The 19,837-nt window shown below is 67.2% G+C and carries 16 protein-coding genes and 1 pseudogene; 7 read left to right on the top strand and 10 right to left on the bottom strand.

Annotation, left to right across the window (positions count from 1 at the left end; all coding sequences use genetic code 11):
* Positions 1-87: 87 nt before the first annotated feature.
* Entirely contained in the window at positions 88-357 is a 270-nt protein-coding gene (locus ACIQCN_RS13230; RefSeq protein ID WP_400605705.1) for a GlsB/YeaQ/YmgE family stress response membrane protein, read from the bottom strand.
* Positions 358-628: 271 nt separating this feature from the next.
* Between ACIQCN_RS13230 and ACIQCN_RS13225 the strand changes: the two genes are divergently transcribed.
* A complete protein-coding gene (locus ACIQCN_RS13225; RefSeq protein ID WP_400611299.1) occupies positions 629-1,543 on the top strand; it encodes an HAD hydrolase family protein in 915 nt (304 codons plus the stop codon).
* Between the two features lie 22 nt (positions 1,544-1,565).
* Here the strand turns inward: ACIQCN_RS13225 and ACIQCN_RS13220 are convergent, their stop codons facing one another.
* Both ACIQCN_RS13220 and ACIQCN_RS13215 read right to left on the bottom strand, forming a co-directional pair.
* Positions 1,566-2,999, bottom strand: coding sequence for a UDP-glucose dehydrogenase family protein (locus ACIQCN_RS13220; protein ID WP_400611312.1), 1,434 nt, complete (start codon positions 2,997-2,999; stop codon positions 1,566-1,568).
* A gap of 11 nt (positions 3,000-3,010) precedes the next feature.
* Positions 3,011-4,210, bottom strand: coding sequence for a glycosyltransferase family 4 protein (locus ACIQCN_RS13215; protein WP_400611298.1), 1,200 nt, complete (start codon positions 4,208-4,210; stop codon positions 3,011-3,013).
* Between the two features lie 279 nt (positions 4,211-4,489).
* Here ACIQCN_RS13215 and ACIQCN_RS13210 point away from each other — a divergent pair, with 279 nt between their 5' ends.
* Both ACIQCN_RS13210 and ACIQCN_RS13205 read left to right on the top strand, forming a co-directional pair.
* Complete coding sequence (locus tag ACIQCN_RS13210) at positions 4,490-5,305, top strand: DUF2382 domain-containing protein (RefSeq protein WP_400611297.1); 816 nt, start codon at positions 4,490-4,492, stop codon at positions 5,303-5,305.
* 507 nt (positions 5,306-5,812) lie between these two features.
* The gene (locus ACIQCN_RS13205; protein WP_400611296.1) at positions 5,813-7,123 is read left to right on the top strand and encodes a DUF6350 family protein; all 1,311 of its coding nucleotides are present in this window, start codon (positions 5,813-5,815) and stop codon (positions 7,121-7,123) included.
* A 9-nt stretch (positions 7,124-7,132) separates the two neighbouring features.
* On the opposite strand, the gene ACIQCN_RS13200 is transcribed toward ACIQCN_RS13205, so the two are convergent.
* Positions 7,133-7,564, bottom strand: coding sequence for a hypothetical protein (locus ACIQCN_RS13200; RefSeq protein WP_400605714.1), 432 nt, complete (start codon positions 7,562-7,564; stop codon positions 7,133-7,135).
* Between the two features lie 39 nt (positions 7,565-7,603).
* Here ACIQCN_RS13200 and purN point away from each other — a divergent pair, with 39 nt between their 5' ends.
* Positions 7,604-8,173, top strand: coding sequence for a phosphoribosylglycinamide formyltransferase (purN, locus tag ACIQCN_RS13195; protein WP_400611295.1), 570 nt, complete (start codon positions 7,604-7,606; stop codon positions 8,171-8,173).
* A 46-nt stretch (positions 8,174-8,219) separates the two neighbouring features.
* On the opposite strand, the gene ACIQCN_RS13190 is transcribed toward purN, so the two are convergent.
* Positions 8,220-9,572 carry an MFS transporter gene (locus tag ACIQCN_RS13190; RefSeq protein ID WP_400611294.1) on the bottom strand — a complete coding sequence of 451 codons (1,353 nt, stop codon included), beginning with the start codon at positions 9,570-9,572 and terminating at the stop codon, positions 8,220-8,222.
* A gap of 141 nt (positions 9,573-9,713) precedes the next feature.
* Here ACIQCN_RS13190 and purH point away from each other — a divergent pair, with 141 nt between their 5' ends.
* The gene (gene purH / locus ACIQCN_RS13185) at positions 9,714-11,399 is read left to right on the top strand and encodes a bifunctional phosphoribosylaminoimidazolecarboxamide formyltransferase/IMP cyclohydrolase (protein WP_400611293.1); all 1,686 of its coding nucleotides are present in this window, start codon (positions 9,714-9,716) and stop codon (positions 11,397-11,399) included.
* A 268-nt stretch (positions 11,400-11,667) separates the two neighbouring features.
* Here the strand turns inward: purH and ACIQCN_RS13180 are convergent, their stop codons facing one another.
* On the bottom strand, positions 11,668-12,636 hold the full coding sequence (locus tag ACIQCN_RS13180) for a trypsin-like serine peptidase (RefSeq protein ID WP_400611292.1): 969 nt from the start codon (positions 12,634-12,636) through the stop codon (positions 11,668-11,670).
* A gap of 240 nt (positions 12,637-12,876) precedes the next feature.
* On the opposite strand from ACIQCN_RS13180, the gene ACIQCN_RS13175 reads away from it, so the two are divergent.
* Complete coding sequence (locus tag ACIQCN_RS13175) at positions 12,877-15,096, top strand: NADP-dependent isocitrate dehydrogenase (RefSeq protein ID WP_400611291.1); 2,220 nt, start codon at positions 12,877-12,879, stop codon at positions 15,094-15,096.
* Positions 15,097-15,171: 75 nt separating this feature from the next.
* Here ACIQCN_RS13175 and ACIQCN_RS13170 read toward each other — a convergent pair whose 3' ends face one another.
* Positions 15,172-16,119, bottom strand: a complete 948-nt coding sequence (locus ACIQCN_RS13170) for an EamA family transporter (RefSeq protein ID WP_400605727.1) — start codon at positions 16,117-16,119, stop codon at positions 15,172-15,174.
* An 83-nt stretch (positions 16,120-16,202) separates the two neighbouring features.
* On the opposite strand from ACIQCN_RS13170, the gene ACIQCN_RS13165 reads away from it, so the two are divergent.
* Positions 16,203-17,192, top strand: a complete 990-nt coding sequence (locus tag ACIQCN_RS13165; protein WP_400611290.1) for a LysR family transcriptional regulator — start codon at positions 16,203-16,205, stop codon at positions 17,190-17,192.
* Here the strand turns inward: ACIQCN_RS13165 and ACIQCN_RS13160 are convergent.
* The 3 genes and pseudogenes from ACIQCN_RS13160 to ACIQCN_RS13150 all read right to left on the bottom strand — a co-directional run.
* Positions 17,189-17,641, bottom strand: coding sequence for an FIMAH domain-containing protein (locus tag ACIQCN_RS13160; protein ID WP_400605731.1), 453 nt, complete (start codon positions 17,639-17,641; stop codon positions 17,189-17,191). The genes ACIQCN_RS13165 and ACIQCN_RS13160 overlap by 4 nt on opposite strands.
* Positions 17,638-18,828, bottom strand: a complete 1,191-nt coding sequence (locus ACIQCN_RS13155) for a serine/threonine-protein kinase (protein ID WP_400611289.1) — start codon at positions 18,826-18,828, stop codon at positions 17,638-17,640. The genes ACIQCN_RS13160 and ACIQCN_RS13155 overlap by 4 nt, the downstream gene beginning before the upstream one ends.
* A 253-nt stretch (positions 18,829-19,081) precedes the next feature.
* Positions 19,082-19,837 (bottom strand): annotated as a pseudogene (locus ACIQCN_RS13150) (hypothetical protein); the annotation flags it as partial.

The raw sequence follows: 19,837 nt of genomic DNA, 5'->3' as shown, positions 1-19,837 counted from the left end.
AGACCACCCCCTCGGCCATCATAAAGTCTTCCGGACACAAAAACGCCGTCCTTTGTGAAGGAGGACGGCGTTTTGCTGGAAGAGTCGCTATACCCTGCGGTGGCTCCGGTTGGTAATGGCGCCGTACACGAGAAGCACGACAATGGAACCGAGGATAGCAAGCAGCCATGTGCGGATGTCGAAGAACTCGGCCAGCCCGCCGCCGAAAATCAGCGAGCCGATCCAGCCGCCCAGGATAGCGCCCACGACGCCGAGGACCATGGTGACGATCCAGCCCCCGCCCTGGCGGCCCGGGAGGATGGCCTTTGCAATGGCTCCGGCAATCAGGCCCAAAATGAGAAATCCGAGAATACCCATGTTGTCACTCCTTTATCAGTAAGTTGTGCCGTGCCCCCATTTCCGGTTCCATCATTCAATCAGCGTGCTTACTTCACTTCAAGACTTCGAATATCACGGGATGACTGTCATTTTCGGGGTGAAGCGTGTCAGCTGCCGGATTTCCTTGTGCCTGCTCGACGGGAGGCCCGGCGGAGCGGATACGGCCTGGTCCGGGGTTGTGTCGATAGGATTGGGTTTTCGCCTGGCGCGGGTGACGGGCCCGCCTGGACGCCCCAACCTAAGGAACGGCATGACCAGCACCCCGACGGCCCGGGCCATTTTCCTCGACATCGACGGCACCTACGCGGACCACGGCCTGGCCCCTGAAGCCCATGTGGAAGCCGTGCGGAGCGCCCGAAGGCTTGGCCACCTGGTCTTCGTCTGCACCGGCCGGCCGCTGTCCATGGTTCCGGACCATATCCTTGCGGCAGGGTTCGATGGCACCATCACCGGTGCCGGCGCGCGGGTGGAACTCGGCGGGGAGGTCCTGAAGGACACCCGGTTCGAGCAGGACCTTGCGGCCCGCATCGTGGATCTATTGGACCGGCACGACGTCGCCTACATCCTCGAAGCGCCCGAGGCGCTGTACGGCAGGGAGGGCGTGGACCAGCGGCTCCGGCGTGTCCTGGGCCCCATCTTCGCCGCCCGGGCCAGGGCCGAAGGCGGTGCTCCGGCTGCCGGAAACGTCACCGCTCACCACGCCGGCCGGCCGGATCCGCTGGAGGACATCCTGGCCCCTGTGCAGTACGGCGGAGACCTCCGCCAAGCCTCCTACGCCAAAATCTCCTGCTTCGATGCGCCCCTGCCGCTGCGGGAACTGACGGATGCACTGGGCAAGGGCGTAGGCCTGATCCCCAGTTCGCTGTCCGCGCTGGGGGACGGGGCCGGCGAAATCTTCATGGCCGGCACGCACAAAGCTGTGGGCATCCGGGTGATCGAAGCGCGCCTCGGGTTGGACCGCGCGGACATCGTGGCCATCGGCGACAGCGCCAACGACATCGAAATGCTCGAGTACGCCGGGACCGGCATTGCCGTCGAAGGCGGCCACCCGGCTGTACTGGCGGTCGCGGACCGCGTCACTGCTGGGCCGGCGGGCAACGGCGTGGCGCTCGCCTTTGCCGAGCTGGGACTGCTGGAGCGGGACACCACGACGTTAGCCACATAGCCGCCTCGGGTGCTTCCCGGGGCTACGAGAGGCTGGCCGGTGCCTGCCGTGCCGTCGGTGCCCCCTTGGTTCCGGGTACTTCGCTCTCCTGATGCGCTGCCGCGGGAGAGGTCCCGAGCCCTCGAACCGTCCAGCCGGCATTCCGCCAGGCGGCGGCGTCCAGGACATTACGGGCGTCCAGGACCCTGCGCCGCCGCACCAATGTCCCGGCATCAGCGGGGGAGAGCCTGCGGTACTCGCCCCACTCGGTCAGGAGCAGCACCAGTTCGGCATCCTCGAGGGCGCGGGCGGTTCCCTTCTCGAAGCGCAGGCGCGGGTAGCGCTGCCACGCATTGTTCACGGCCTTCGGGTCCGTGACGGTTACGTGCGCGCCGGCCGCGGCGAGCCGGTCGGCCACGTCCAGCGCCGGCGAATCGCGGATGTCGTCCGTGTCCGGCTTGAACGAGGCGCCCAACACCGCGATGGTCCGGCCGGAGACGCGTCCGCCGCACATCTGCGCTGCCAGGTCGACAGTCCGCTGCCGCTGGTCAAGGTTCACCGAGTCCACCAGGCGCATCCAGTCCTCCACGGCGGAGACGCCCAGGTCACCGGCCTGCTGGCGGAAGCTGCGGATGTCCTTGGGCAGGCAGCCGCCGCCGAAGCCCAGCCCGGCGTGCAGATACCGGTTGCCGATCCTTGGGTCCAGCCCCATGGCCTCGCTCAGCTCCGCCACATCTGCTCCGGCTGCGTCGCAGAGTTCAGAGACGGCATTGATGAAGCTGACCTTGGTGGCCAGGTAGGCGTTGGCTGCGGACTTGATGAGTTCGGCCGTGGCGAAGTTGCACACCAGCCGGGGGATTCCGGCCCGGAGCAGGGGCTCGTACACGGCATCCAGCGTCGCTGTGACTCCCCGTGCAGTGCCGGTGGCGGGGCTGAAGGCCCCGGTCCGGCCGCCCGGAACGCCGTACACTAGGCGGTCCGGCACCAGGGAGTCCTTCACGGCCGTTCCCTGCCGCAGGAACTCAGGATTCCACCCCACCTGCACGTCAGGACGGGCTGACAGGACACCGCGGAGCCTTTCCACCGTGCCGACAGGGACGGTGGATTTCCCCACGACGGCGGCGCCTTGGGACAGATGCGGAAGCAGGGCTTCGGTGGCGGAAAGGAGGAAGCTGAGGTCGGCGGCATCGGAGGTCTTGTCCTGGGGCGTCCCCACGCACAGGAAATGTACCTGGGCGTCACGGGCGTCTGCCGGGTCCGTGGAGAATCTGAGGCGGCCCGTGGCGCGGCCATCCTGCAGCAGTTCATCCAGGCCGGGTTCATGGAACGGGGCATTCCCGCGGGCCAGCTGTTCGACCTTGGCTGCATCGACGTCGATGCCCACCACGTTGTGGCCCATGGAGGCCAGGGTCGCGGCGTGGACGGCGCCGAGGTAGCCGCAGCCGATCACCGAAATATCGAGCGCATTGGTCTTCATGGGGATGCCTTTCACTGTGGTGCTCCTGCCCGGCTGCCCGGGAATGCTTCGGCCCGGCTGCCCGGAAGCTGCGGCCTGCTGACGCGGCCGGCCGCAGGAGCGCCTTCCGAGATGGCGGCCGTGTAGTGGCGGACCAGTTCGGCGCTCAACGCAGGCCACGTCCGGTCCTGGACCGAGGCATGGGCTGCGGACGCGAAGGCCCGGCGTTTGGCGTCGTCGCCCATCAGATCCACCACATGCGCGCGCATCGCGGAAAGGTCGCCGGGTTCATAGAGCCACCCGGTCCGGGAGTTTTCAACCAGGTCCAGCGGCCCGCCGCAGCCGGTAGCCACCACCGGGACACCGGAGGCCATGGCCTCCTGGATGGTCTGGCAAAACGTTTCGAATTCGCCCGGATGGACGAACAGGTCGAAGGAGGCCAGGGCCCGGGCCAGCTGCTCACCGCCCAGGAAGCCGGTGAAGACTGCATCCGGGAGGGATTCCTCCAGCGCGGCACGCTGCGGGCCGTCTCCCACAATCACCAGGCGAGTGTCCGGCACGGCCGCCAGCGCTGCCAGGTCCTCCACCTGTTTTTCCACCGCCAGCCGGCCCACGTAGCCGATGATCCGCTCACCGCCCGGAGCCACCCCGGCCCGCCATACGTCGTCGCGCTTGGCCGGCATGAACCTTGCCGTATCCACGCCGCGCCGCCACATGTGCACCCGCGGAATGCCGCGGCCGCGCAACTGGTTCAGTGCGAAGGTGGACGGCGCGAGAGTGCGTGTGGCCAGCAGATGGATGTTCTCCACCCGATTCCAGGCCCAGTTCTCCAGGAACGGGACCCCGTACCTCGCCGCGTAGCTGGGGACCTCGGTCTGGTAGATGGCTACAGTGGGGATTCCCAGCTGGTGCGCCGCCTGCGCGGCCCGCCAGCCCAGGATGAACGGGGAGGCCAGGTGGACCACGTCCGGCGCGTAGTCGGCAAGGATTCGCTTGACCCGGTACACACCGCCCATCGCCACCCGGACGTTCGTGTAGCCTGCCAGCGGCACTGCCGGCAGGCGGTGGACACTCGCCCCATTGACTCTCTCCGGCGCGCAGTCCTGGCCCGCCGGCGCAATGACCAGTACGTCGTCGCCGCGTTCCTGGAGGTGCTCCAGGACCCGCAGGATGGAGTGCGTGACCCCGTTCATCAGGGGCAGGAATGATTCAGCGACAATTGCGATCCTCACCCCACCACCGTGGCCCGCGGCCTTGACATTGCGGAGGAAAAGGGATTGCGGGGAGGGAAAGGTTGGGTAAACAGCAGCCCGGACCCGGGCTATTGGCGGAGGTTTGGAGGCAATTTACTAAGTAGGCTTTGCTTTTTGTACTAAGCATGCTTACTGTAGAGGGGCAGCCAGCGCGAAGCCTCAAGCAGCCGGGGCAGAGGCGGCCGCCAGGGAAGATCCCGACGCCGGCAGCTCGACTGCCGGCACCCCCAACGCAACGACACATCCAAAGGAGACGTCATGCTCAACAGGGAAAACATTGAAGACCTGCTCACCCGCAACGGCCATGTCATTGGGTCCGACGGCGAGAAGATTGGCGGCATCGGCCAGCTGTACGCGGATGATGACACCGGCGAGCCCACGTGGGTCACGGCCAAGACGGGGCTGTTCGGCACTTCGCAGTCCTTCGTTCCAGTGGAGGGCGCCCGCACCGAGGGCGATGACCTTGTGGTTCCGTATACCAAGGAGCACGTCAAGGACGCTCCCCGCGTGGAAGTGGACGGCCACCTCACCCCGGAGGAAGAGGACCGGCTGTACACGCACTACAACCGGGAAGTCCGCAGCTACGCGGATACCCGCCACGATGTGGACCTCCAGGGCGATGCGGATTTGAACGCCGGTACCCCCACGGCCGGTCTTGGCCGCACGGACGGACACGACACGTCGGGCCCCAACACCGACGACGCCATGACGCGTTCGGAAGAACAGCTGCACGTCGGCACTGAACGGCAGACCACCGGCCGGGCCCGCCTGCGCAAGTACGTCACCACGGAGAACGTCACCACAACCGTTCCCGTGCAGCGTGAGGAAGTCCGCCTGGAGCGCGAGCCCATCACGGATGCCAACCGGGGCGCGGCGCTCTCCGGCCCGGACCTCAGCGAGGAGGAGCACGAAGTGACCCTCCATGAGGAGCGGCCCGTCGTGGAGAAGGAAACAGTTCCGGTGGAGCGGGTCCGCCTGGAAAAGGACGTGGTCCAGGACGACGTCACGATCAGCGATGACATCCGCAAGGAGCGGATCGAGGCCGACGGCCTTGAAGACGACCGCCGGCTCTAAGCCAACAGACGTCTAACGCAAAGGTGCTGCCGCAAACGCGCGGCAGCACCTTTGGCGCGTGCGGCAGCAGCTGACGCCGGGAGTTTCCTGGGGGGCTCCCGGCGTCGCCCCCTTCCCTTGCACCGGACGGGCACAGGAAGAAGGGGGAAGCCGGCAACGCTGGTGCAGCCGAAGCCGCAGCGGCTTGGCTGCACCAGCCAGTAGTACGAACATCTTCAGAACTTACTGTTCTTCTCTCATTCGCGGCTCCTGTTTCCCGGTGTTTGGGTCCGGGCCCTGGCCGGCCGCCCTCCGCCGCGGCCGGAAGCAACGCAGTCACCACGCCGGCAAGTGCAGGGCACCATGAGAACACGCCGGCGGATGTGACACTGGTTACGGTTACCTGCAATTTTACGGCCAGCACGGGGAAAAAGCTCGCGAATGGTGCCTCCGCGGGCCCGGGAACGGCGGGCCGCGAAGCCTGTCGGTCACCGGCGCGGAGGGCTTGCCGTGGCACCATTGAGCACGATGAAACTGCGTGCTGATCAGACCGGAGACCGTGGCCTTCCCATGCCGTTGTGGCTGCAGGGCGCCCTCGAAACGGCGCAGGCCGCCATCATTTCCGCGCTCGCGGTCATCGCCCCCATCGTCGCAGTGTGGGCCGCCGCCGGATTCCAGCACGGCGACTTCGCTACCTTGGCGAGGCTGGCCGGCCAGTCCTGGCTGCTGGTCCACGGCGTCCCGCTGGAGCTCTCCGGCGGCGGCTCCGAAGCTGCCGCCAGCATCGACTCGGGCGTCCTCACCCTCATTCCGCTCGGGCTGACCCTCGTCCCGTTCCTGCTTGCCTGGCGGGCCGGCCGCCGGCTGGCACGGGCCTCCTATTCGGACCAGTTGTGGCAGGCACTCCTGGGATCCTGGGCGGTCTACGCCGCATTCGGAACGGCCACCGGTTTCGTCTGCCGCACCGCCGATGTGGGCATCAATCCCTTGCACGCACTCCTGGTTCCGCTCATCCCGTTCGCGCTGGGCATGATCATCGGCGCCCGCCGTGAAGCCGGCTCGTGGAGCAGGCTCATCGGCGTGGACGCAGTGGACTGGATCTCCCGCACCAGCCAGCATTCGCGCTGGGCAGGCTCCTACATCGCCTCGGTGGTCAAGGCCGGGTTCGTTGCCGCCGTCGCGGCCGTGGCGCTTGCCGCCTTCCTGCTAGCCATGGACCTCTTCGTCCACTGGAACCTCGTGGTGTCTGTCTATGAAGCGCTCGACGCCGGGATCATCGGAGGTGCCGTCCTCACCATCGCGCAACTGGGGTTCCTTCCCAACCTGGTGATCCTGACCCTCGCCTGGTCGTCCGGGGCAGGCTTTGCCATGGGGGTTGGCTCCCAGGTGGGTCCGCTGGCAACAGCGGTGGGTCCGCTGCCTTCCATTCCCGTCCTGGCTGCTATTCCGTCGGGACCGCTCGAATATGCGTTCGCGGTCCTCATCATTCCGGTCCTCGCCGGGGTCCTCGGCGGCTGGTGGTTCCTGCGCGAGGGGGAGAACCACTTTGACGAGTGGCTGTCCATCAAGGTCCGCGCCCGCTGGTTCACGGCCTCGGTTTCAACCCTGGTCCTTGCCGTCCTGGCCGGACTGGTGGCCGGTGTTTTGGCGATGGCACTGGCCTGGGTTGCACACGGTTCGGCCGGCATCGGCCGCCTTACCGACATAGGGCCCGACCCATTCTGGATGGCAGCCTGGCTGGCCGCGGAAGTGGGGGTCGGCGTTGTGATTGGCTACGCGGCCGGGCCCTGGCTGGAACGCGAGCAGGCTGCTAGGGCCGAACCCGCCCAGGTATCCTGAGGGCAGCGGCTACCGCAGCCGGGCAGGAAGCGAGCGTTCCAGGTCCACCCGGCACGTCGACAGTGCCTGCTCCGTAAGCGCTTGGCGGGAGCAGTCCTGGTACGCGCGCACCGGCTCGAAAAACACCGCACTAACCAAGATGATCAGCACCATGAGCACCGACACCACCATCCCGGAGATGGTCCCCGCCAGCACCAGCCGGGACTCCTTCAGCCGTGCCCAACGGATCAGGAGCACCACGCCCAGAACCAGACCCGCTGCTGTCAGGAGGGCGGTAAGCCACAGATGGCTGACGTCCAGCTGGTACACGAAGAACGCGCCCAGCACGGTCAGGACAAAGACCCGGAACAGGGTGTGGGTCCTGGCCAGGGAGGCCTTTGCAGCATCGCTGAGCGGAGGTTTGCTGCGCTGCTGTGCGCCCGGGTCCGGCGGGGTGTTCATGTTTTCCAGCGTACGCGAGCGTGCCCATAAGCTAGACCAATGCGCATCGTAGTCCTCGTTTCCGGTACCGGGTCCAACCTCCAGGCGGTCATCGACGCAGTCAAGGCCGGGGAACTGGACGTGGAGATCGCCGCCGTAGGCGCCGACCGGCCGGGAACGTACGGCGTTGAACGGTCCGCGGCCGCCGGCATCCCCACGTTCGTGGTGGACTTCAAGGCCTACGCGGACCGTGCCGACTGGAATGGTGCGCTGACCGAAGCCGTAGGGTCCTACGCGCCGGACGTGGTGGTTTCCTCAGGGTTCATGCGGATCGTCAGCCCCGAATTCATCGGCGCCTTCGACGGCAAGTACCTGAACACCCACCCCGCGCTGCTGCCGGCATTCCCGGGTGCACATGGTGTGCGGGATGCGATGGCCTACGGTGTCAAGGTCACCGGCTGCACCGTGCACTGGGCGGATGCCGGCGTGGATACCGGCCCCATCATCGCCCAGGAAGCGGTGGCAATTGAGGACGGCGACACCGAAGAAACCCTGCATGAGCGGATCAAGGTGGTGGAGCGCCGGCTGCTGGTTGCAGCCCTGGCAGAGCTGGCCGCCGCCCGGGCCTAAGCTTTTTCGGCGCGCGGATTCGGTGCCTGCGCGCCGACAACGGGTCCTACTCCAGCCGCCGCTGCTTGGTCTCCGGCGAGAAAAACGCCATCCAGATGACGGCCAGCAGCACCAGCGCCCCGGCCAGCGCGAAGGACGTGGCCAGGCCCAGCTCCGGCCAGAAGTAGTTCGCAAAGACCAGCGGCCCAAAACCGGCTCCCAGCCGCGAGAACGTGGACGCCCAGCCAAAACCGGTGCCGCGCAGCTCGGTGGGGTAAAGCTCGGAAACATAGGCGTAGAGGACGGGGATGGCCACCTGCACCACGAACCCGAACGCCAGCAGCCAGAACACGGCCGCGGTGGGGATATCAACCACGACGGCGACAATCACCAGGGTGAGCGCGGACAGCGGGCCGGTGATGGCCAGGATCCACTTGCGGCCCACGCGCTCCACCAGCAGGGCGGCGGCCACCACGCCCAGGAGTCCGACGGCGGCCATGGAGGCCGTGGTGACAAAGGCCTTGTACTCGGCGAACCCGGCCCCAATGAGGATGCGAGGCATCCAGGTCAGGGCCAGGTAGTAGACCAGCAGGATGCTAAAGAACAGGGACCAGGCAGCCGCGGTGATCTTCCAGTTGAACTGCCACACCAGCCGCAGCTGCTGCCACGCACTCCCGGCGGACAGCCGGGGAACGGACTGCGCATCCGGCAGGCTGTAGGCCCGGGCCTCTGCGCCGGTGGCGGCAACCAGGCCGTCGATAACCCGGGCCGCCTCCTCCCGCCGGCCTTTGCGGATGAGGAACAGCGGGGACTCCGGGACGCTGCGCCGGACCCAGAACACCAGGAGGGCCGGCAGGACCATCACCAGCATGGTGAACCGCCAGTCGGCGAACCAAGCCATCAGGCCGGCCGAGACAAACCCTGCCATCGCCGCGCCCACCGGCCACCAGCCGTCCATCGCGGTGAGGACCCTGCCGCGCTGCTTCCGGGGCGTGAACTCGCCCACCAGCGCATAGTCCACCGGGATGCAGCCGCCCAGCCCGAATCCAGCCATGAAGCGGAACACGCAGAACCAGATGAAGTCGGGGGAGAAGGCGCCCAGAACCGTGAAGAGGGAAAAGATCAGCAGGGTCGCGGTGAAAGCCTTCTTGCGCCCGATGGTGTCCGCGATGGTTCCCCAGATGAACGCACCCAGGGCCATCCCGATCAGGTTGGAGGTGCCCACCCACGCGGCTTCACCGGGTGTCAGCGCCCAGTGCTTGGAAAGCAGCGGAATGAGGATGCCGTTCAGCGTTACATCCCAGGCGTCGAACATGAAGCCAAGTCCGCCGATCAGGAAGATCCGCCCCTGGACCTTCCACCGCCAGGGCAGTTCCTGGACCACCTGTTCGCCGCTGGGCACCGTGGTGTAAATGTTCATTGCAGCCTCCTGTGAAAACTCTAGCCCGGGCCGCAGCTGTTCACAGTCCTGCGGACACGCGGGGCAACGGCCGCTTCGCGATAAGCTGGCCCTATCCCCACCAACCGCGGCACCGGTCCGCGAGATAAGACGGAGACATTTGTGAGCTTCACGCAGCATGAGCGCGTATCCATCGACCGTGTTCCCATCCGCCGGGCGCTGATCTCGGTTTACGACAAGACCGGTCTGGAGGAGCTCGCCCAGGGCCTGCACGCTGCCGGCGTGAAGCTCGTCTCCACCGGGTCCACCGCCAAGAAGATCGCCGCCGCCGGGATCCCGGTCCAGGAGGTGGAAGAAGTCACTGGTTCCCCGGAGATGCTGGACGGCCGCGTCAAGACCCTGCACCCGCGCGTTCACGGCGGCATCCTCGCCGACCGCCGCGTGCCTGCCCACATGGACACCCTGGCCAGCATGGAGATCGAAGCCTTCGACCTGGTGGTGGTGAACCTCTACCCGTTCGTGGAGACGGTCAAGTCCGGCGCCGGCCAGGATGACGTCGTGGAGCAGATCGACATCGGAGGTCCCGCCATGGTGCGGTCGGCCGCGAAGAACCATGCCGCCGTCGCCATTGTGGTGGACCCGTCCTTCTACGGCCAGGTGGTCACCGCGGCCGCTGAAGGCGGTTTCGACCTGAAGACCCGCCGGCGCCTGGCAGCCAAAGCCTTCGCCCACACGGCGTCCTACGACAACGCCGTTGCCACGTGGACCGCCAGCCAGTTCCTGGACGAGGACGGCGACGGCACCATCGACTGGCCCGCCTACGCCGGCCTGTCGCTGGAACGCTCCGAGGTGCTGCGCTACGGCGAGAACCCGCACCAGCAGGCCGCCCTGTACGTGGACAAGGCCGCGCCGGTGGGCATCGCCCAGGCCGACCAGCTGCACGGCAAGGCCATGAGCTACAACAACTTCGTGGACGCGGACGCTGCACTGCGCGCCGCCTACGACTTCAGCGAACCCGCCGTTGCCATCATCAAGCACGCCAACCCGTGCGGTGTGGCCGTAGGGTCGGCGGACGCCGCCGACCCCATCGCCGATGCCCACGCCAAGGCCCACGCCTGCGACCCCGTCTCCGCATTCGGCGGCGTCATCGCCGCGAACCGCAAGGTGACCGCGGGCATGGCCAACACGGTCAAGGACATCTTCACCGAGGTTGTCATCGCCCCGGGCTTCGAGCCGGAGGCCGTGGAGATCCTCTCCAAGAAGAAGAACATCCGCCTGCTCGCCCTGCCCGAAGGCTACGGCCGGTACCCCACGGAGTTCCGCCAGGTCTCCGGCGGCATGCTGGTCCAGGTCAGCGACAAGGTGGACGCCGACGGCGACAACCCCGCCAACTGGACCCTGGCCGCCGGTGAAGCCGCGGACGAGAAGACGCTCGCAGACCTCGCCTTCGCCTGGACCGCCTGCCGTGCCGCAAAGTCCAACGCGATCCTCCTTGCCCAGGACGGCGCCGCCGTCGGCATCGGCATGGGCCAGGTCAACCGCCTGGACTCCTGCCGCCTGGCCGTGGAGCGGGCCAACACGCTGGGCGTCACCGTGGAGTCCGACGTCGAAGGCGCCGGCGGTGCCTCCAACGCCGGCGGTGCAGGCGCACCGCAGCGCGCCCGCGGCGCAGTGGCGGCCTCAGACGCGTTCTTCCCGTTTGCTGACGGCCTGCAGATCCTGGTCGACGCCGGCGTCCGTGCCGTGGTGCAGCCCGGCGGTTCGGTGCGGGATGAGGAAGTCATTGCTGCGGCCAACGCCGCCGGCGTCACCATGTACTTCACCGGCGCCCGCCACTTCTTCCACTAGGCCCCACCGGCACCGTAACCTCGCTTCGGCTCTGAAAGTACGACGGCGCCCGTCCCCTTGGAGAGGGAACGGGCGCCGTGGGTGCTGCTACCGGGAGTCCGGGTCGGCAGGCTCCGAAGTTTCCGGTTCCGGCAGGACCACTTCGCGTGGTTTGGCCTCCGCCATGCGTTCCGGTGTCCAGTACTCGAGGCTTTCCTCGGGTGCCGGGTTCACCGGTGAACTGCTGACGGTGTCCGGGCCGGGGTGCTCCGGCCCGAACGGCCGTGGATCAGGAGGTTGCTGCACTGTTGTACGTGGACTGGATGACATCGCCCCAGTACGGGCCGTACATGACAGCCATACGGTTGTAGCCGTAGCTGTTCACGGAGTTCTGCACACCGCTGGAGCTGGTGCCGATGAACCAGGGGCCGCCGGAGGACCCGCCGGTCATGTCGCAGGAGATGCCCTGGCTGTTGAACTGCGGGTTGTAGGGATCGTTGGAGGCGGCACCGGTGCAGCTCTTGAGGGTCTCGCCGTTGAAGGGGGAAGCTGCCGGATAGCCGAAAGCCTTGTAGGTGAGGCCGTGGGCCTGGTTGAAGGCAACACCGGAGCCGCCCACAACATCGCCAAGGCGCTGGCCGCTGGCGTTGGTGGTGACCACGGCAAAGCCGGTGTCGTAGGTCATGTCTCCCTTGGAGCTCCAGTCGGTGGGGGCGAAAAGCTGGCTGGCGGCCCACTTGCCGTATGGGGCTGCACCGTTCTCATAGGCAGGGACAAACACGAAGTTGGTGGCGAAGGCGCCGGGGCCCTCGTTGACGCAGTGGCCGGCGGTGGACACGGTGCTCTTGTTGGTGGAGGCCACGGAGTTGCCCGAACACACATAGTTGTAACCGCCCATGGTGAAGAACACCTTGCCGATATGCCGGACGGGGTTCTCGTTTCCTGCGAGGGTGGGCTTGCCCTTGGTGGCGGGAACCTTGGTGGCTTTGCCCTGGATTGCAGCAGCCGCGCCGCTGGCCTTGCCCCGCTCCATGGCCCGCTTGGCGAGGACATCGCCCGGGATGGCGTTGCGCATCTTCTCCGGGGTCCAGTAGTCGGTCACGCCGGAGGTGGAGACGGCGGCGCGGGCGACGGACGGGGTTTGCTGATCCTCGGATGCCGCCGGCGCGGCGGTGGCTCCGCCGACTCCGGTGAGAGCCAGAACGGCAGCCGCCGAGAGGCTCAGGAGGCCGGAAGCCAGAGACCTGGTGCGTGTCATGTTTGTCCTGTCTGAACGGTGAATGCTGCCCTGTGGGGCCGGAATTGACGTAGCGAACCTACCGCGATATTACAACTTTGTAAATAGTAGTGACCTATCGTGTATGGCTGTAATGCTGTCACGGGGCGGGGTAATCGAGGCCCGTCGGTGGGGTTCAAACGGATGTACTCGGGTAAGTTAGAGATGGTGAAACAGACCTATATTTCACAACCTAGCCGACCCACAGGGAGACGCCCGCGCATGTCCAAGATTATCTACACCCACACCGACGAAGCGCCGATGCTGGCTACCTATTCGTTCCTGCCCATCATCGAGGCTTTTGCTTCGACCGCAGGTGTGGAGGTGGAGACCCGCGACATATCGCTCGCCGGCCGCATCATCGCCGTTTTTGGTGACTACCTGACCCCGGAGCAGCAGATCGGTGACGCCCTTGCTGAACTGGGCGAGCTGGCGAAGACGCCGGAAGCCAACATCATCAAACTGCCCAACATCAGCGCCTCCATCCCGCAGCTGAAGGCCGCCATCGCGGAACTCCAGTCCCAGGGCTACGCACTGCCGGATTACCCGGACAACCCCTCCTCGGACGAGGAAACCGCCGTCCGCTCCCGCTACGACAAGATCAAGGGCTCCGCAGTGAACCCGGTCCTGCGCGAGGGTAACTCTGACCGCCGTGCGCCGCTGTCCGTCAAGAACTACGCGCGCCAGAACCCGCACTCCATGGGCGCCTGGACCGCCGACTCCAAGACCAACGTGGCCACCATGGGCCGTGACGACTTCCGCTCCAACGAGAAATCCGTGGTCATGGACTCCGAGGGCACCATCAGCATCCAGCTGGTCCGCGAAGACGGCTCGGTCAAGGTCCTGAAGAAGGCGTTCCCGGTCCAGGCCGGTGAGGTCATCGACGGTACCGTGATGCGCGCAGCCGCCTTGGACGAGTTCCTCAAGGCCCAGGTGGCCCGTGCCAAGGAAGAGGGCGTACTGTTTTCCGCCCACCTGAAGGCCACCATGATGAAGGTTTCCGACCCGATCATCTTCGGCCACGTGGTCAAGGCGTACTTTGCCGAGCTGTTCGAGACCTACGGCAAGCAGCTTTCCGCCGCCGGCATCAGCCCGAACAACGGCCTGGCCGCCATCCTCAGCAGCCTCGAGGACCTGCCCGCGGACGTCCGCGAAGGCGTGCAGAACCTCATCAAGAAGGGTCTCGAAGACGGCCCGGCGCTGGCCATGGTGGACTCGGACAAGGGCATCACCACCCTTAACGTCCCGTCCGACGTCATCGTGGACGCCTCCATGCCGGCCATGATCCGCAGCTCCGGCCACATGTGGGGCCCGGACGGCAAGGAAGCCGACACCCTGGCTGTCCTGCCGGACAGCTCTTACGCCGGGATCTACCAGGTGGTCATCGATGACTGCCGTGCCAACGGTGCCTACGACCCCACCACCATGGGTACTGTTCCTAACGTCGGCCTCATGGCGCAGGCCGCCGAGGAATACGGCAGCCACGACAAGACCTTCGAAATCCAGGAAGCCGGTACCGTCCAGATTGTTGACGGCGCTGGCAACGTGCTGATCGAACACCAGGTCTCCGAGGGCGATATCTGGCGCGCCTGCCAGACCAAGGACCTGCCCATCCGCGACTGGGTCAAGCTGGCTGTCACCCGCGCCCGCGCCTCCCAGACGCCCGCCGTGTTCTGGCTGGACGAGGAGCGTGCCCACGACGCCAACCTCATCGCCAAGGTCAACGAGTACCTTAAGGACCATGACACCGAGGGCCTGGACATCCGCATCATGTCCCCGGTCAAGGCCATTGCCTTTACCCTGGAGCGCATCCGCAAGGGCCAGGACACCATCTCCGTCTCCGGCAACGTGCTCCGCGACTACCTCACGGACCTGTTCCCCATCCTGGAACTGGGTACCAGCGCCAAGATGCTGTCCATCGTTCCGCTGATGAACGGCGGCGGACTCTTCGAGACCGGTGCCGGCGGCTCCGCCCCGAAGCACGTCCAGCAGCTGCTCAAGGAAAACCACCTGCGCTGGGACAGCCTCGGCGAGTTCCTTGCCCTTGCCGTCAGCTTCGAGCACCTGGCCACCACCACGGACAACAAGCGCGCCCAGATCCTGGCCGACACCCTGGACCGCGCCACCGGCACCTTCCTGCTGGAGAATAAGTCCCCGAGCCGCCGCGCCGGCGAGCTGGACAACCGCGGCAGCCACTACTTCCTGGCCCGCTACTGGGCGGAAGAACTGGCCAAGCAGACGGACGACGCCGGCCTGGCCGCCTCCTTCGGCGCGGTTGCCGACGCTTTGTCCTCCCAGGAGGAAACCATTGTGGGCGAGCTGGCTGAAGTCCAGGGCTCGCCGGTGGACATCGGTGGGTACTACCACCCGGACAACACCAGGACGTCCGCCGTGATGCGTCCGTCCGCCACCCTGAACAAGGTTCTGGCAACCCTGGGTTAATTCCCGTTCCGCCGCGGCTGATGCGGCGCGTACCAGAGGCGGTGCACCGGACAACCCGGTGCACCGCCTCTGGCGTTATTGGCTCAACAGGCGGGTGCCGGCGTCGTCTGCCGGTGACCCGTTTGCCGGTGACCCGGCGCCTGGCTTGGGGGCGACCGGCTCACGGGCACCCTGCAGCGTCACACCCACGCCGGCGGCCACCACCAAAGCGATCCCGGCCAGGACCGTGGGCCCCGGCACTTGCCCCAGGACGGCCAGGCCGATGACGGCCGCGATGGCCGGCTCCACGCTCATCAGCGTGCCGAACGCAGCCGCCTTCAGCCGCCGCAGGGCCAAGAGCTCCAGGCTGAAAGGGATGACGGGCATCAGCAGTGCCAGTCCTGCACCGGCCAGCAGGATGCCCCAGTCAAGAAGTCCCACAACGGCGGGACCCGCCACCACCGTAGTGGCCAGGGCCGCGACCGGCATGGAGATGGCCAGGGCCTGGAGGCCGCTTGCCTCGTCACCGGCGCGCTGGGTCAGGAGGATGTAGGCCGCCCAGCAGGCACCTGCCCCCAGCGCGAAGAGGATCCCGGGTACGTCCGCGCCGCCGTGCCACGGCTCGGTCAGGGCAGCCACCCCGACGGCGGCGACCAGCGCCCACCACCTCCCGGCCGCCCGGCCCCTGATCACCGCCACGGCCAGCGGGCCCAGGAACTCGAGGGCACTGGCTGTGCCCAGCGGAATCCGGACTGCCGCCGCCATGAACAGCAGCGTCATTCCTGCAGTGACCAGGCCCAACAGGACACAGGTGATGAGGCCGCTGCCGCTCAGCCCGGTGCGCCACGGCCGCGCCACGGCAATCAGGATCAACGCAGCCCAGGACAGCCGTAGCCAGGCCACGCCGTCCGGGCCCAACCGGTCCGCCAGGCCTACCGAGGCCGCAAGGCCCAATTGGACAAAGACCATCGCTGCGCCGGCCATTGCAGTTCCCGCCCCGGCTCCTGTAAGGCGGCCCCCGGCCGTCAGTGTTGAAATTCCCATGGATCAAGTAGAACCGCCCCGAACCCTTCACGTCCACGTGATAAATATTGGCAAACCGTTCAGGATTCGTGGACAATGGGTGGATGGAAACCCGCCGGCTGGAAGTGCTCGTGGCTTTTGCGCGGCACGGCTCCATGCGGAACGTCGCTGACATCCTCGCCACCACCACCTCCACGGTCTCACAGCAACTGTCTGCCCTGGCCCGTGAAGTGGGAACACCGCTTCTGGAACCTGCTGGCCGCGGCGTCCGGCTCACCCCCGCAGGGCGCCGCCTGGCCGAACGCGCCGTGGACATCCTTGCTTCGGTGGAGGCAGCAACAGCAGAGCTCGATCCGCGCACCGAACCTGCCGGGACCGTTCGGGTGGCGGGCTTCGCTACCGCGGTCCGGAAGGTGCTGATGCCTATCGTCGGAGACTTGGCACGGATCCACCCGGAGGTACGCATCGATGTCCGGGAACACGAACCGGCAGAGGCGCTTGGACTGTTGGCTGCGGATGCGGTGGATCTGGCCCTGACCTATGACTACAATCTGGCGCCTGACGGCAGCGCCGCGGACTTCGAATCCACGCGCCTGTGGAGCACACCGTGGAGCCTGGGCGTGCCGGCGGGCGCGGCAGCCGCTCAGGGAACCCTCGTGCGGTCCGCGCCCGGGGAGCGGCCGCTGCCCGCACCGGACCTGTTCCGCAGCCTCCGTGACGCAGACTGGATCGGCAATTCCCGTAACAGCGCCGACGAGGAAGTGTTGCGGCTGGTGTCCTCGATGGCGGGGTTCGAAATCCGGGTGCGGCACCAGGCGGACAGCCTGGAACTGGTGGAGGACCTGATCATCGCCGGCATGGGGGTGGGCCTGCTGCCCGCCGACCGGGCACCACGCGAAGGAGTGGCCCTGTTGCCGCTGATCAGCCCTGACCTGCGGATGCGGGCTTATGCCCGCACGCGCCGGGGCGGCGGTGCCTGGCCGGCGGCCGCAGCGGTACTGAGGCTGGTCCGGGAACGGGCGAGGAACGCAGCAGGGGACAACGCAGAGGAGGCGCCGGCGCGAGGAGGCGCACCGGCGTCGTCCGCCTCCTAGTCCTTGTCCTTGCCTCTTTGGTCCGGCGTCCCGGGCTTTTTCCCGTCGTTCCTGTCGGTTTCCGCGGAAGCTGGTCCGGACGACTCTGCGGTGTCCGGCGTTGCCGGGGCGCTGGGCTGCGCGCTGGGGGTCGCGGAAGGCCTGGGCGTGGTCTTCGCGGCGGCGATGGCACGCTCCAGGTCTGCCCGGACCGCCGTCGCGATCGTGGTGATGCTGCGGTGCCGCTCTTCAGTGATGCTGCCGCTGTCCTTTGCTTCCCTGAGCTCTGCTTCCAGTCCGTCCAGGGCCTTCAGGGCAGCCTCGGGCTTGTTCTGGGACGACGCCTGCGTGATCTCCAGTACCCTGGCCTGAAGCTGCCGGGCGGTGTCCCGCTCCAGCCCGGTTTCGGCCTGCGCACACCCGGTCAGCAGGGTAACGGCGAGCACCACGCCAATCCACGCGCGCGTCACGGCTTGACACTTTCCTGCAGTTCCTCAAGATGGGCGCCCAGCGTCCCGGTCACCGTGGGGTAGGGCACGACGTCGGGAGTGCTCTGGGTGGACAGGCTCATCATCAGTGCAGCCACCGCCGCCAGGGCCACCACGGCTGCGAGTGTCACCGCGATCCAGAAGCCCCTGGAGCGGGACGACGCCGCGCGCCGGCGGCGCTTCCCGGGAGTCAGCGGGCCGGCGGCCGCGGCCTGTTGGAGGTCGTCCACCGACTCCTCGGCGGTGATGGTGGGCGGCCGGAGCGGCATGGCCGGGAGAACGCGGGTGGTTTCCGCCACGAGTTCCCCGGGCGTGGACGCGGGGGAGACGAGCGCCTGCCGCAGGACGGTTTCGATGTCCTCCGCGGCGGGACGGTCCAGAGGATCCAATGCGGTCATTGAGCGGATCAGGTCCGCCCACTCAGCCGGGACGTCCTCCGGAATTTCCGGGGCGCGGTGCAGCCGGGCTACCGCGGATTCCACGGCGCCGCCTGGATATTCGACGGAGCCCTTGATGCATTCGAGCAGAACCAGGCCGAACGAATAGATGTCCGTAGCAGGGGAGAGCGGCTGTCCCATGGCCTGCTCGGGGCTGAGGTAGGCGGCGGTGCCCACCATTGTGCCTGTGGCCGTCAGTCGGGTGGCGTCCACGATCCTGGCGATGCCGAAGTCCGTGAGCTTGGGACGGAGTGGTTCGCCGGGGCGGATCTGGACCAGCAGGATGTTGCCGGGTTTGATGTCGCGGTGGATGATTCCCAGGCCGTGGACGTAGGCGAGGGCGTCGGCGATGCCTGCACCGATCACGGCCAGCTCTTCCAGCGGAACCCGGCTGTGCCGGATGCGGCTGCGAAGGTCCTGCCCTTCCACGAGTTCCATGGTGAGGAAGGGACGTGGCTCATCCGGGACGCGGGTGTCGATTCCGGCATCGAAAAGGGTGACGAGTCCGGGGTGGTTGAGGGTGGCCAGAAGCTGGATTTCCGCTTCCTGCCGTTTGAGTTCCTCGGCGTCCGGCGCCTGGGGTGCGAAGAGCTTCAGGGCCACGTCCCGATGGAGGTTTTCGTCGTGCGCGCAGTAGACGGATGACATCCCGCCGCGGCCTATGACGTCCCCCAATCGGTAGCGTCCGCCAACCACTTCATTCTTGATGGAGCTCGGCGATTCCGCCACCATGTCCCGTTCCTCCCGGTGCGCTGCGGCACTGTCGTACCTAAAATTATACGGGCCATGGGGGAGAACTGGTTGCGGACTCTCTCTGGGCGGACCGGGGCGCGCCGACGGTCCGGCGGCAACAATGAAGCGTGTTCGCCGCCGGACCACCGGCTACAAGAACATGTGTGCTGATGACATGTTTTGCTTTACAGGTGCCTCTGGTGGTCTGGTCCTCCTTCCTGTCCGGGTGTCTGATGCGGTGCCGGTTGCGGTCCTAAACCGCGTTCCGCCTGCGGAGCATCAGGAGTCCTGCGAACACGAGGAGCAGGGCAAGCGGAGCCAGCGAGGCGTCCGCGCCGGTTGCCGCCAGGCCGGCGGAACCCTGTGCGCTGCTGGTGCCGGCAGCAACTGGAGCCACGGCAATCGCGCCACCCACAGATGTGGAACCCGCGGCCGCGGCGCCCATCATGCCGCCGGCCCCGTTGGATGCGGTGGCGCCGACAACAGCCCCGGCCGCCGAACCGCTGCCGTCAGTTCCGGCGCCCCCGGAACCCTGCACGCCGAGGAGACCATCGTCGCCTGAGCCGGTGCTGCCACTCGCGTCAGTGCCGTTGGTGCCGGTACCGCTGGTGTCACCACCGGTGGTGCCTTCGGTGCCCGTGCCCAGGATGAGGCCGAGGGTGAGGTCGGCCGCGGCGGCGGTGGCGAGGTTGCTGTCAGCGGTGTTGCTGTCTGCCCCGGTGGTGGCGGCGTCGAGCGTTGCTGCCAGGGTTGCGTCGGCGGTCAGTGCCGCGTCGGTGGTCCCGTTGGTTGCGGTGCCGTCGGTGCCGGTGATGTCACCGCCAGCGATGTCGCTGCCGGTGGTGAGGCCGAGGGTGAGGTCGGCCGCGGCGGCGGTGGCGAGGTTGCTGTCAGCGGTGTTGCTGTCTGCCCCGGTGGTGGCGGTGTTGAGCGTTGCTGCCAGGGTTGCGTCGGCGGTCAGTGCCGCGTCGGTGGTCCCGTTGGTTGCGGTGCCGTCGGTGCCGGTGAT

Source organism: Pseudarthrobacter sp. NPDC092424, from assembly GCF_044754925.1.
Lineage (GTDB): Bacteria > Actinomycetota > Actinomycetes > Actinomycetales > Micrococcaceae > Arthrobacter.
The sequence above is the reverse complement of the archived record's forward strand: the minus strand, read 5'-3'. Positions and strand labels throughout refer to the sequence as shown.